Genomic DNA, 13,552 nt, shown 5'->3' with positions numbered 1-13,552 from the left:
CTGCCACTGCCTTTTACTTCAACGCCGGCGCCCGCAAAGGCTCGAGATCGGGCTCGACCCAGCCGACGCGCGCATCACGCGACATCAACCGGTCCTTGCTCCAGTAGCGTAGCGGCAGGTTCTTGTCGCCGTGCTCGGCGATGAGCTCGGCAGCCAGCTCGTCAATCGGCCGCTCGCGGCCGGCCGCTTCGAGAAACTCCCCGATCTGCCACACGTAGAAGCGCGTGATCGATTCGTGATAGCCGCCGGTTTCCGAGTTCTCGACGCCGTGGCTCTCATTGAGCGTACGAATGCGGACGCGCAGCAGCGACAGTGCCTCCTCGGGCGAATGATGCAGGAGGTGCCAGAGGCCGACGCGGAGATGCGCCAGATGAGTCCACTCTTTCTTGGGAAGCGTGAGATCGATGAAAGCTGCCGCCAGCGTGTCGATCGACGTCATGCTCCCTGCCGCTGCCTTAAACACGCCCGCCCTCGACTCCACCGCCCCGCCTATGCCGGCGAGATCGGAACCACGACCTGCCGCGACGTGCGCGACCAGCGCTCGAGGTACAGGTAGACGACCGGTGTGATGTAAAGGGTCAGGAACTGCGAGACGACCAGTCCGCCGACCACCGCGACACCGAGCGGCTGGCGAAGCTCGGCGCCGGCGCCGATGCCGAGCGCGATCGGAAGCGTGCCGAAGAACGCCGCCATCGTCGTCATCATGATCGGGCGGAAGCGCAGCAGGCACGCGGTGCGGATCGCGGTCAGCGGGTCGTTACCCTCGGCGCGCGACTGGATTGCGAAGTCGACCATCATGATCGCGTTCTTCTTGACGATGCCGATCAGCAGGATCACGCCGACGAACGCAATGACGCTCAGGTCCATGCTCATCAGCCGCAGTGCGAGCAGCGCGCCGATGCCCGCCGACGGAAGTCCCGACAGGATCGTGATCGGGTGAATGAAGCTCTCGTAGAGCATTCCGAGGATGATGTAGATGACGACGATCGCCAGCAGCACCAGAGCGCCCTGCCCTCTCGCCGAATCCTCGAAGACCTGCGCCGACCCGGCAAACCCGCCGCTGATCGACGCCGGCAGCCCGATGTTCCGGGAGATCTGGTTGATCGCCTTGACCGCGTCGCTCAGTGCCGCGCCGCCGTTGAGATCGAAAGAGACCGTCACCGACGGCATCTGTCCCTGATGATTGACCGACAACGGGCCGATGCCGCGCGTGACCTCGGCGATCGACGAGAGCGACACCGAGACCGGCCCGGTGCCCTGGACCGGCGTGCTCGCGAGCGCCTCCGGCGTGAGCTCCTTGCCGCCGCTTCGCTCGACGATGACGGCATACTGGTTGGCCGGCGTGTACAGCGTCGCCACCTGCGCGTCGCCGAACGACGCGTAGAGCGCTCGCCGCACGTCGTCATCGGTGATTCCGGCAGCCGCAGCCTTCGCGCGGTCGATCTCGACGCGCGCCTTGAGGCTCTTCAGCTGAAGGTCGGATGTCACGTCGCGGAATCGGGTGTCGGCGACCATCGCCTCACGCAGCTTTTCGGACCACACCGACAACAGCGGAAAATCCGTCGACTGGAGCGTGTACTGGTACATGCTCTTGGTCAGGCGCGTGCCGACCGAGAGGTTCTGCACCGGCTGCAGGAACACGTTGATGCCTTCGACTTCGCTGACGGCTTTTCGCAGCCGCCCGATCACCACGAAGATCGAGTCGCGCTGGCCGACCGGCTTAAGTCCGAGGAACATGCGCGCCGCATTGCTCGAGCCGCGGCCGCCGCCGATGCCGAAGAACATGTTGTCGATGGCAGGGTCGGCGCGGATGATGTCGCTGATGCGCTCCTGCTTGGCCACCATCGCGTCGAACGAGATGTCCTGCGCGGCCTCGGTCTGGCCGAAGATGAAACCGATGTCTTCGAGCGGAAAGAAACCTTTCGGCGCCGCGCCGAATCCCCAGATGCTGAGCCCGAGCGTCGCGAGCGTGACGCCGAGCATGATGCGCCGGTGCGCGAGCGACCAGTCGAGCGTGCGCGCGTAGAGATTGGTCAGTGCGCGGAAACCACCGACGTTGGCGGCGGCATGGCCGTGGTCGGCGCCTTCGGGAGCTGCCTTGAGCATGCGGCTGCAGAGCATCGGCGTCAGCGTAAGCGCGACGAACGCCGAGATCAGGATGGCCATGCTGATCGTCACCGCGAACTCGTGGAAGATGCGTCCGACGACGCCGCCCATGAACAGGATCGGGATGAAGACGGCGACCAGCGAGAACGTGATCGAAAGGATCGTGAACTGGATTTCGCGCGCGCCGCGGAACGCGGCCTCCTTGGCCGGCAGCCCGCCCTCCATGTGGCGCACGACGTTCTCGAGCATCACGATCGCATCGTCGACGACGAAGCCCACGCAGAGCGTCAGCGCGAGCAGCGAAACGTTGTTGATGCTGAACCCGAGCAGGCTCATGCCGCCCCACGTGCCGACGATGCACAGCGGCACGGCGATCGCCGAGATCAGCGTGGCGCGAAGATCGCGCAGGAACGCGTAGATCACGCCGATCACGAGCAGGATTGTCAGGCCGAGCGTGAACTGGACGTCGTGCACGGCCGTCTCGACCGAAACCGACCGGTCGAGCATCTCGGTCATCCGGATCGACGCGGGAATGTCGCCTTTGACCCGCTCCAGCAGCTTCTGGACAGAGCGCACGACCGAGATCGTGTTCGCATCCGGCTGGCGCTGGATCGCGATGACGATCGCCGGCAGGCCGTTCATGCGGCCGATCGAGCGGTCGTCCTCTACCGAATCGGTCACGGTGGCCACGTCGCGCAGCCGCAGCGGTGAGCCCTCGCGCCAGGCCACGATCACGTCGCCGAAGGTCGCCGCATTGCTCGGCGAGTTGGTGATGTCGATGTTGAACAGCTGCTTCTCGCCGCTGATGACCCCGACCGGCGCGTTCGATGCCGCCGCCGCGATCGCACGCCGCAGATCGTCGAAGCTGAGGCCCATCGACAGCAGCCGGTTGGCGTCTGCGCGCACCCGCACCGCGTACTTCTGGGTACCGAAGATGATGACCTGCGCGACGCCCGACAGCGTCGAGATGCGCTGCGCGAGCATCGTGTCGGCCACTTCGTTGACCTGCGACAGCGGCAGCGAGTCAGAGGAGAGCGCGACGAACAGCACCGGCTGGTCGGCCGGGTTGACCTTCTGGAATGACGGCGGCGACGTCATCTGCGGCGGCAGGCGCCGCAGCGTCGCCGAAATCGCCGACTGCACGTCGAGCGCCGCGCCGTCCAGATTGCGGTCGAGGTCGAACTGGATCGTGATCTCGGTGCGTCCGAGGAAGCTCGTCGACGTCATCGACGTGACGCCGGCGATCGTCGAGAACTGGCGCTCGAGCGGTGTCGCCACCGCGGACGCCATCGTCTCCGGGCTTGCGCCCGAGAGGTTGGCCGTCACCGAGATCGTCGGAAAGTCGACTTTCGGAAGCGCGCTGACCGCGAGCGTGCGGTAGCCGGCAAGCCCGCCGACCAGAAGCGCAGCCATCAGCAGGATCGTGAAGACCGGCCGCCGGATGCAGAAATCCGACAGCGTCATTTCTTTGCGGGTTCGCCGGGCGCCGGCCTGGCGCCGTCCGGCGCTGGCTTGGATCCGGCGCCGTCGGGCGTTGCCTTGGCAGCGTTCTGGTCGGGTACGTCGACCGGGCTTCCTTCGGACAGCGAGAGCATGCCGTCGGTGACCACCTGCTCGCCGCCCTGGAGACCGTCGGTCACAACGGCGACGCCATCACCATAGCGGCGTACCGTGACCGGGCGGCGTACCGCCTTCGAGTCGACGACAGTGAAGACGAAGTCGCCTCCGGCCGTGTGCTGGACGGCGATCTCCGGAACCGCGATCACGCCGGTGTCCTCGCCGAGCTGGATCACGATCTCGACGATCATGCCGGGCCACAGCGCCTCGTCCTTGTTCGCAAACTCGGCGCGGCACTCGAACGTTGCCGTCGTGCGGTTGATCGAGTTGTCGACGAATTCGATCCGGCCTTTGTCGGCCAGCTCGATGCCGTCGCGGATCACGCGCACCGGCACCTCGCTTTTTGCCATGAGCTCGCGAAGCGGCGCGAGCGCCTGCTGCGGAAGACCGATCTGCACGCGGATCGGCGAGACCTGGTTGATCACGACCAGCGGCGTGCCTGCGTCGTTGGCCTTGACCGTGTTGCCGACGGTTGCCGTGATCGATCCGACGCGCCCGTCGATCGCCGCCGTGATCTTGGTGTAGCCGAGCAGCACGTGCAGACGCTCGATCTCGGCACGGGTTGCGCCGGCGCGCGCTTCGTTCGACTCGAAATCTGCGCGCGCCTTGTCGAGCTCGGCGGTCGATTCGAAGCCGCCGGCCGCAAGCTTGCGCGCGCGGTCGTACTGGCGGCGGGCGTTCTCGAGCTCGGCCTGCGCGGTAGCGAGCGTGGCTTCCTGGCGGCGAAGATCGGCCATCATCGTACGGTCGTCGAGCGTGAACAGGAGCTGGCCGGCGTGCACCATGTCGCCTTCGCGAAAGTGCACTGCCATGACCTGCGAATCGACGCGCGCGTGAACCTCGACGGTCTCGCTCGCGACCACGAGCCCCGGGGCGCGAACGATGAACGGCACGTCGCGCCGCTCGGCGGGAGCGACCTTGACGAGCACCGGCGGCCGCACCGGAGCTTCCGGCGCCGACGAGCGCGAGCATCCCGCTTCGGCAAGAAGCGGAATGAGCAGCCCGGCGGCTAGGAGTCTTCGCAAGCTCGACATGTGGGGTTCTGCTTCAGGTCGAAGGATCGCGCTCGGGCCAACGATCGCGCTCAACTGTTCACCACGCGCAGCCCTTCGGGCTCGGAGTCGACGAGATAGCCGAACTGCTGCCGGAACTCGGCCGGGCTCAGGCTGGCGACTGCGGCCAGCGACGCGACGCTGGCTTCGTCGCTGAAATCGTCTGCGCGCAGCCGGATCATGTATCGCCGCGCGATCGCGTATCGCGTGGAAGAAATGTTCACAAGGCGCACCCTCGCGCGCCCTGTCTTCGCATCGAGCATCGACTCGAACGGCACCGCAACGAAGTTGCCTCCCTGCATCGAGACCATCGCCGCGTTGCCGCCGTCGAGCAGAAATTTGGCGCCGCAGTAGCCGAGGTCGCGCGTGTATTCCATGTCGTACGGCACCGGATCCGCGCAGCGCAGCTCGTAGCCGATGTCCTTCGAGACGATCGTCGTCTTGACGCCGAGCTTCGTCAGCCGCTCGCGCACCGCGACCTTCAGCAGATCGCCGATGTCGACTTCCGCGATGCGCACGTGCCCGTGCTCGTCGCGCTCGACATCGTCGAGATCGGCCAGATCCTGAGGCCGTACGCTGAGCACGACGCCTTCGGCGATCACCGCAACGCCGTGCTGGCGCCCGGCCGCGCTTCGCTTGATGATCGCACCGGCGAGCGTGTCGACGAGCATCGACAGCGGGAACGTACCGGCGCCGAATTCTTCGGGGACCAGCGTCAGCGTCGCGCCGGCGGCCTTGCCGATGCCGAGCGCGAGGTGGCCGGCCTTGCGCCCCATGGCGATCACGAAGTACCAGCGATGCGTCGTGTACGCGTCGACCATCAGGTTCTTGACGAGCTCGGCGCCGACGGCGCGCGCGGTCTGGAATCCGAACGTGTCGATGTCGGGCGGAAGGTCGAGATCGTTGTCGATGGTCTTCGGCACGTGCGCGACGCGCAGGCGGCCGGCCGCGGCCGCTTCGATGCGCAGCGCCGAGAACGCGGTGTCGTCGCCGCCGATCGTCAGCAGCTTGTCGACGCCGAGGCTGAGAAGAGAACGGACCGTGGTCTCGAGCAGCGCCGGGTCCTTGGTGGGATTGGCCCTGGCGATGCCGAGGATCGAGCCGCCGCGAAAATGAATGCGGCTGACTTCCTCGATCTCGAGCGGCACCACCATCGACGTATCGCCCGCCATGATGTGCTCGAAACCATCGCGGATGCCGAGAACCTCGACCCCGGAGAGGCGTGCGCGGATCGTCGCCGCGCCGATCACGCAGTTGATGCCCGGTGCGGGCCCGCCGCCGACCAGTATTGCCAGTTTGCCGCTCATTGCTTCGAGATTCCGCGCATTATTGCCGAATCGGTCACAGGTACAATTTTGCCCCGCGAATCACGCCGAAATCGGGGACAGACACTGATTTCGTGTAATCGGGGACAGACACCGATTTCGGGCGGTCGCGCCGCCGGTCCCGCCATTCGTTGCGCCGGCGGCTAGCGGCCGTGGAAGACGGGCTTTCGCTTCTCGCGAAGCGCGGCGAGCGCTTCGGCGTGATCCTCGCTCTGGAACGTGACGATCTCGAGTGCGGTCGACGTGTCAAATGAGATGTTTAGCGCGTCCTTGATGAGCTTGTTCACTGCGATCTTGGTGTAACGGACGGCGAGCGGCGCGCCGGCTGCAAGCCTTCGGGCAAACGCCATCGCTCCGTCGAGCAGCTCCGCCGCAGGAAGCACGCGGTTGACGAGGCCCATGCGCTGCGCGTCCTCGGCGCTGACCGGATCACCCGTGAGCAGATACTGCTTGGCGAGCGCCGGTCCGACCGCGAGCGGCCAGATCGCCGTGCCGCCGTCGCCGGCCACGATGCCGACGCGCACGTGCGGATCGCCGATGGTCGCCGTGTCGGCCATGAAGATCACGTCGCAAAGCAGTGCGATCGACGCGCCGAGCCCCATCGCGTGGCCGTTGACCGCCGCAACGATCGGGATCTCCACGTCGAGCAGGTCCCAGATGAGCTGCTTTGCATCGCGCCGCAGCGCATCCATGCGCCCGGGCTCCTGCAACTGCGGAAACCATGCGAAGTCGCCGCCGGCGCTGAATGCCTTTCCGCGTCCGGTCAGCAGCACGGCGCGCGCGATCGTTTCCTGCCGGAGCTCGCGGAAGAGCCTGGTCAGGTCTTCGTGAAGAACGTCATTGACGGCATTGAGGTCGCTGTCCTTGCGGTCGATGGTCGCGACCAGCACGTCGCCGTTGCGCTCGAAGCGAATCGTCTCGAAGTGGGACCTGGTGATGTCGTGCAACGGAGCGCCTCCGGCAAAAGAATCGGGGTATGACCCCGATTTTCACAGCTGCCACGCGTCGGTTTCGAGGCCGGCGAAAACGCGGCCGGCAAGCTCGAGGGTCGACGACGAGATGATCATGTGCTGCGATGCGGTGTGCACGTCGCGGAAGCAGCGCTGCAGCGGCGACGAGCGGTAGATCGACGAGCCGCCGCCGGCGTCGTACATCGCGTCGACCGCGCGCTTGGAGAGCGTCACGGTATGCGTCGCCGCCAGCCGCAGGAGCGCGCGCTGCCGGAGCTCGATGTCGTTGCCGCGCGAGGCGTGCTCGTAAATCTCACCGATCGTATCCAGCAGGAACGCGCGTGCGCTTCGCTGCGCAGCCTCGGCCTCGGCGATCTGCATCTGCACGTAGCCGCGCTCGGCGAGGGTCCTTCGGCTCGCGGCAGGAGTCTTGCCGCCGGCAAGCTCGACGAGCTCGTCGATCGCGCGGCGCGCGAGCCCGAGCGAAACCGCCGCAATGCCGATCGCCAGGCAGCCGAATACCGGGAACTTGTACAGTGCCGATTCGATCCGCGGACGGTCGGACATCAGCGAAACCGAGCGCGTCCGCGGCACGAGCACGTCGCTCACTTCCATGTCGTGACTTCCGGTCCCGCAGAGACCGGAGACCGACCAGGTGTCGTGCACGACGGCTTCGGCCGCCGGATAGACGACGAGGCGCGAATCGGGAAGACCGCCGGGCAGCGTCAGCGGCTTGCCGTCTTCGAACACGACGCAGCCGCCCATCAGCCACGAACAGTGCTGGATCCCGCTCGCAAACGCCCAGCGGCCGCGCACGCGGTACGATTCGCCTTCCGCGACGGCTTTTCCTTTCGGCGCGAACACGCCGCCGGCGACGCTGTCGGGATCGCTCGCATAGACTTCTTTCGCATCGGCATCGGGAAGGTAGCCGCCGAGCAGCCCGCTGGTCGCGCCGATGGCAACGCACCATCCGGCCGATCCGTCGGCGCGCGCGAGCTCGGCAACGCACTCGACCAGCGTGGCCGGCGATGCTTCGAGCCCGGCGTAACGCTCGGGCACGCACAGCCGGAACAGCCGCGACGCCTTGAGCGCAGCGACGATGTCGGGCGGAAGTCGCCGCTCGGCTTCGATGCGCGGAGATGCGTCCGACAAAGTCGTGTAGAGCGAGCGCGCCGCATCGAGCGGCGACGAAGGGACCGGGGCGCTTGTCATCTCGGAGTGGTGTCGCGCGGCGCGCGAGCGGCGGAGCATAGAGGAAAGCGAGGCAGCGAGCGAAGCGTTACTGGCCGGCGGGCCACGAGCGAAGCGAAGAATCAGCGGCGGTCGGTCGCCTCGACGGCAACGTCGCGGTTGCTGCTCCAGATGCCGACCTGGTAGTGCCAGCTTCCGTCCGGAAGCCCTTTCCAGATCGCGAAGTAGCGACCTGCATCGGCTGCGGCACTCGACCCGAAGCGGAAGCCGTAGGTTCCGACTTCGTAGGCGACGTCGCCCACGCAGACGACGTCGAGTGTTTTCAGGGTCGCATCGCCCATGCCCGCCTTCCGCTGCGCCTGGAAGTACTCGACGATGCTGTCGCGGCCTTCGAGGCCGACGTTGGAAGGCGGAAACAGCGTGGCGTCGTCGGCGTAGATCCGGGCAAGTGCGGTCGCGTCATTCTGCTGGAAGGCGGCCAGCCACTGGGCGTTGGCCTTCTCGATGGCGAACCGGACCTTGGCGGCGTCCGCGGCCGAGGCCGCCGGGCCGTTGACCAGTGCGGGCGCAGGCATCGACAGCGCGACCTTTTCGGGGTCGGACTCGGCGCTGACTGCTCCGACGACGAGCAGTGCCAACGCTGCCGCGCTGAGACACCAGGTTCTGAGCATTGCGTTCGGACTCCCACTTGTCGCCCGACGGCCTCCGCCCCCGAAGACCGTGCGTCGTGCGATTCGCTAACAGGATGGTAACCGGCACCGGCACTGCCAGAAAGGGGATCCGGGGACTCTGCGGGGCATCTGCGCCGCCATCCGGCAGGATTCGGCGCTTTGTGCAGCGGCTTGCTGCCACGCAGGCCCCGGCTCTGACCGCGCGGCCAAATTGAAGACTTCCACAGCGTAGATTCGATGTGCAGAACCGTCCGAAAAACGCTGGATTTTCCGCCGTAGTCGCGTCGTCGCGGCACGCGATCGAAGTGCCTGTCCCCCGTCTTCGCGGACCGGTTTTTTGCCCGCGCGCACAGGAAGGGCTAACCAAGCCGGCTCCGGAGAACATGTGGCCCTCAGTATTGGAATCGTCGGTCTGCCCAACGTCGGAAAATCCACGCTGTTCAACGCGCTGACCAAGGCGCAGAACGCGGAGGCGGCGAATTATCCGTTCTGTACCATCGAGCCGAACAAGGCCGTGGTACCCGTCCCCGACTCCCGGCTTGCCGAGCTCGCCCGGATCGTCGATCCGGAGCGCGTGCTGGCGGCGACCGTCGAGTTCGTCGACATCGCCGGGCTGGTGCGTGGCGCGAGCACCGGCGAAGGGCTCGGCAACCAGTTCCTCGCGCACATCCGCGAGACCTCGGCCATCGTTCACGTGGTGCGCTGCTTCGACGACCCCGACGTCGTGCACGTCGACGGCGTCATCGATCCGGTCCGCGACGTCGAGGTGATCGAGACCGAGCTCGCGCTTGCCGATATCCAGGCCGTCGAGAACCGCATCGAGCGCCTTACGCGCAAGGCCAAAGGCGACAAGGAAGCCGCCGCGCAGCTCGAGTGCGCGAAGCGCCTCCTCGAGCACATCAGCGGCGGCAAGCCGGCCGTCGCATTTGCCGAGCGCGAAACGCCGGTCGGCGCCGAGGTTTTCACCGAGGTCCACCTGATCACTGCCAAGCCGATCATCTACTGCGCCAACGTCGACGAGGATTCGCTCGCCGAGGACAACGCCCACGTGACGGCGCTTCGAGCCTGGGCCGCGCCGCGCAAGGCACACGTGATCAAGATTTCCGCCAAGGTCGAAGCCGAGCTCGTCGGCATGGACGACGCCGAGCGCGCCGAGTTCCTCGCGTCGTACGGCGTCAGCGAAAGCGGAATCGAGCAGGTGATCCGCGAAGGCTACTCGATCCTCGGGCTCGTCAGTTACTTCACGGCCGGGCCGAAGGAAGTCCGCGCGTGGACGATCGAGAAAGGATGGAAGGCGCCGAAAGCGGCGTCGGTCATTCACACCGACTTCGAGAAAGGGTTCATCCGCGCGGAAGTGATCGCGTTTCGCGACTATGTTGCGAACAAGGGCGAAGCGGGTTGCCGGTCAGCGGGGGTGTTTCGCGTCGAAGGCAAGGACTACGTGGTTGCGGATGGGGACGTGATGCATTTCCGGTTCAACGTCTGAGCCTGAGCCGCGTGCAAGGCGCCATGGTGTGTGACGCTTACAAGATATTTCATCGAACTTCGGTGGGAACGAATCTATTGCGTCAACTGTGGAACGGCGGTAGCCGTCTGTCATGGCATTTTTCGCTACCATTCGGCAGACGCGCTCATTCCGTTACCCGATTTTCATCTGCATAATCGCAGCGAACTCAATATGTACGGCCTTCGCAGAGGATCAACCGTTGGCGCCAACGGCATTCAATGAGCCGGATTCTCTACCGGAACGCGTCGGGGTGAACGGTCAGAGTCCATTAGTCGGAATGACCTTTGTCGACGACCTTGAATCCAACGTCCGGATTCATGAACTGACGTTGCGTCTTCCATCCGGCAACTGGGAGATGACTTGCGTGCACGTACGCTCAAGTGACGGTCGATACAACGCTCAACTCGAGTACGATCTGACGGGCGTTACTTCCCGCGAGGTCACCCTGAGCTTCCCGACGAAACACTCCGCATGGCTGGCAACGCTTCGCGCCTCGGAGTTGGCTTTGCTTGCGGAGCTAAACTGCCATTCCGGCAGTACCGGTGAGCCATCGCGACGCTTAGCAACTATAGGTTGGCAGAGGCCGAGAGAAGAACCGAAAACACTGCTTCTGTTGATCAATCCGGGGCAGGCTGATGATGTGAAAGTAACAAACCTCGCCGATGCGTCGCGCGATTACCGCTGCACGCGCCTTCAGAATGGTACTTTCGTCTCATACAACACTCTCTGCCAACTGCCGATGCTGCCCAAAACATCTTCGATCCGCGTCAAGGTTCAACCGTATTCATTCGGCAAGAAGCTTGTCCCTACGGTTGCGGAGGTGGTTATCCCCTAGATGGTGAAGCGACGTCAGAAATACTCGCGATGGTGGAATCTGACGTTCGTAGGATGCGTCTTGGCTGCCATGCTTGCGACTCTCTGGCCAATTCCATTGACGTTCAAAATCAAAGCGGAAACAGAGAGCCTGACGATTCAAACGGCTCAGACGCTCTTCCCGTTATGGAACTTTTCGAACGCCGTAATTTCCGACTATGAGGGAAATGAGGAAATTTTCACCGGCCCTATCCAGTTTCGTCCTGATGTAGAAATACTCGTAAACCGGATCGGTCACGGACCGCTGATGATTCGGGCGCGGTGTACCGGAACGGAAAGTAGCGTTGGAGAGAAGTTTGACGAAAACTCGACCGTCGATCGGCTGCCACCTGAAATCGTAGTGCGCGTCGATGAAGCGATCCTAACTCGATCGAATGAGAGCTTCGTTTTCCCAGTCGTCGGACAAATCAAATTGGGTTCTCAAACCTCCTACGGAGGCTCATCCCCTCTGCTAAAAGAAGGAAAGCTTTCACTTCTTTGCCCGACACTTGTCGGTCGCTCTCGGTTCGAGTCCACCAGCGTAGACTTGGATCCGGGCGAGGATGTCGAGATCGACGACGCGAGTGGACCAAGTTTCGGCCTCATATTCGTTGACGAGCGTCCAGGATTGAATGCGTCTTACAGTACGGCCGGTGGAGAAGCGCGAATCAAGCGCTTCGGCTCGCAGGGCTACGCGGTACAGGGGTCCCTACTCGACCGAATTGCCAACGATCCTGTCCTGAGAAGTTTCTGGGCCGCGACAGTTGCGCTCCTGGGATGGGCGACTTGGTGGAAAAAAGATAGCAACTCATGATCCGTAAGCATGTATTTTCCATACTGGGGCTACTGCTGCTGTCTCGCGGCGCGCTCGCTTCCGATGTTTTCATTCAGCGAGTCGACGACGAAATTGGCCAAGTCTATGGTCAGGGAATCAGCCGCCCCGTCGGTAACGTTTGCTACGTGATTTCTGCCGGACACGTTGTCGGGCCGATCGGCGGAAAAGTGAAACTTACCACGCCATCCGGTGTCGTTGAGGGTACGGTATTGAAAAGCGAGCCGCCTCCTTATGACATAGGAGTCGTCTCAGCCACGAACTCAACTCCGTGTTCCGACTCAAGTTGGCAAGACGGCAGCTCGGTACCGCAGACCCTTCGTCAGGACAGCGGAACCCTGCGTACTATGGGCTCGGATGGTACGGTTACCAATATTCCGGTTCTCGTAAAGCGCGTAGGAGACCTCGAGATTGAGATCGTTCCGGCCCACGCAGGCACACAGCTGTTAGAAGGCCAAAGCGGAAGCCCGTTGTGGATTAAAGATTCGCTCGCCGGGTTATTGGTCACAGTAGCGGCTCACGACGGCGAGTACGTCGGGACTGTTCTTAGACAGGATTTTGTAAACAGGTTTCTGGGACGCCTGTGGGATTCCCTGAAGACGAACAATAACGCGGCAGATTCTCTTGCGAAACAACAACAAGTCGCGGAGCAGATGCGGGCCCGGTACGATGAGCTAACAACGACGATCGATAAGGCATCGGATCTCACTACAGCTGGTGAAGCCGCATTGTGGAAGGAGTTTCTCGAGCAGTACTCATTGGACCTACCGTACGTTTCGACGGACGATGAAGTCCGAAAGCTGGCAACATCTCGTCTCCGAATACTCGAACTCAAGAACGGCGAGAGAGGCGTTCTACGTCTATCGGGGAGACCGAATGGCGTTCGCTTGAAGATAGGAACGCTGACAGCGACGTTGGATAGTTCCGAAACGGACTTCGAGTTGCCGGCGGGATCTCATTCGATCGTTTCGCTCGAAAAAGATTTTGCCGTTCCGGAGCGTTCTAAGGACTTCACTATCGTCGCCGGGGAGGTCACTAAACTTCCGATCTCACTGATATGCCGCAAAGGGCATTGGACCACCAAGAAAGAAAAGCAGAAGAAGGAATATTCCGACACGGAATACATCCACGACGCTTACAGCGAGGGATATTGCGAGATTCATGCAAAGACTGAAAAGCTGAAAAGCCTTGGCGCATCCTGCCGTAGCGACCTCGGTACACCAAACTATACGACCTTAAGAACAAAAATCGTCGATTCGCATCACTATAACTACGACGATCACTGGAACTGCGAAGTTGAAGTTACTCTCGATTGTTTAGTTTGGGAGGATACCAACGTCTGGACACCGGATTGTCCTGCGGGACTTGCCTGGGAACAGCCAGATGCCGAGTAAACACGCGCCTAATGACGGACCACCTGCTGAATCCAATAGAACGAGATCCCAATCA

General features: G+C 63.4%; 11 protein-coding genes. 4 read left to right on the top strand and 7 right to left on the bottom strand.

Annotation, left to right across the window (positions count from 1 at the left end; genetic code table 11):
- Positions 1-13 precede the first annotated feature (13 nt).
- The 7 genes from VN634_10445 to VN634_10415 all read right to left on the bottom strand — a co-directional run bounded on the left by VN634_10445 (position 14) and on the right by VN634_10415 (position 8,912).
- The gene (locus VN634_10445; GenBank protein ID HXC51292.1) at positions 14-439 is read right to left on the bottom strand and encodes a hypothetical protein; all 426 of its coding nucleotides are present in this window, start codon (positions 437-439) and stop codon (positions 14-16) included.
- 50 nt (positions 440-489) lie between these two features.
- Positions 490-3,570, bottom strand: a complete 3,081-nt coding sequence (locus VN634_10440; protein ID HXC51291.1) for an efflux RND transporter permease subunit — start codon at positions 3,568-3,570, stop codon at positions 490-492.
- Positions 3,567-4,748 (bottom strand): efflux RND transporter periplasmic adaptor subunit, encoded by a 1,182-nt coding sequence (locus VN634_10435; GenBank protein HXC51290.1) that lies wholly within the window; start codon positions 4,746-4,748, stop codon positions 3,567-3,569. The genes VN634_10440 and VN634_10435 overlap by 4 nt, the downstream gene beginning before the upstream one ends.
- A 59-nt stretch (positions 4,749-4,807) precedes the next feature.
- Positions 4,808-6,082 carry a diphosphate--fructose-6-phosphate 1-phosphotransferase gene (gene pfp, locus VN634_10430; protein HXC51289.1) on the bottom strand — a complete coding sequence of 425 codons (1,275 nt, stop codon included), beginning with the start codon at positions 6,080-6,082 and terminating at the stop codon, positions 4,808-4,810.
- Between the two features lie 161 nt (positions 6,083-6,243).
- On the bottom strand, positions 6,244-7,047 hold the full coding sequence (locus VN634_10425; GenBank protein HXC51288.1) for an enoyl-CoA hydratase-related protein: 804 nt from the start codon (positions 7,045-7,047) through the stop codon (positions 6,244-6,246).
- Between the two features lie 42 nt (positions 7,048-7,089).
- Positions 7,090-8,262: an acyl-CoA dehydrogenase family protein gene (locus tag VN634_10420; GenBank protein ID HXC51287.1), complete on the bottom strand. Its 1,173-nt coding sequence runs from the start codon at positions 8,260-8,262 to the stop codon at positions 7,090-7,092.
- A 101-nt stretch (positions 8,263-8,363) separates the two neighbouring features.
- On the bottom strand, positions 8,364-8,912 hold the full coding sequence (locus VN634_10415; GenBank protein ID HXC51286.1) for a DUF4440 domain-containing protein: 549 nt from the start codon (positions 8,910-8,912) through the stop codon (positions 8,364-8,366).
- A 385-nt stretch (positions 8,913-9,297) separates the two neighbouring features.
- On the opposite strand from VN634_10415, the gene ychF reads away from it, so the two are divergent.
- The 4 genes from ychF to VN634_10395 all read left to right on the top strand — a co-directional run bounded on the left by ychF (position 9,298) and on the right by VN634_10395 (position 13,497).
- Entirely contained in the window at positions 9,298-10,398 is a 1,101-nt protein-coding gene (gene ychF / locus VN634_10410; protein HXC51285.1) for a redox-regulated ATPase YchF, read from the top strand.
- A 220-nt stretch (positions 10,399-10,618) separates the two neighbouring features.
- On the top strand, positions 10,619-11,254 hold the full coding sequence (locus tag VN634_10405; protein HXC51284.1) for a hypothetical protein: 636 nt from the start codon (positions 10,619-10,621) through the stop codon (positions 11,252-11,254).
- 60 nt (positions 11,255-11,314) lie between these two features.
- Positions 11,315-12,085, top strand: coding sequence for a hypothetical protein (locus tag VN634_10400; GenBank protein ID HXC51283.1), 771 nt, complete (start codon positions 11,315-11,317; stop codon positions 12,083-12,085).
- Positions 12,082-13,497: a hypothetical protein gene (locus tag VN634_10395; protein HXC51282.1), complete on the top strand. Its 1,416-nt coding sequence runs from the start codon at positions 12,082-12,084 to the stop codon at positions 13,495-13,497. The genes VN634_10400 and VN634_10395 overlap by 4 nt, the downstream gene beginning before the upstream one ends.
- Positions 13,498-13,552 lie beyond the last annotated feature (55 nt).

It is taken from the genome of Candidatus Limnocylindrales bacterium (assembly GCA_035571835.1).
In the GTDB taxonomy this organism is placed as follows: Bacteria; Desulfobacterota; Binatia; order UBA1149; family CAITLU01; genus DATNBU01.
Note: the sequence above shows the minus strand (reverse complement) of the source record. Positions and strands in the feature narration are given on the sequence as shown.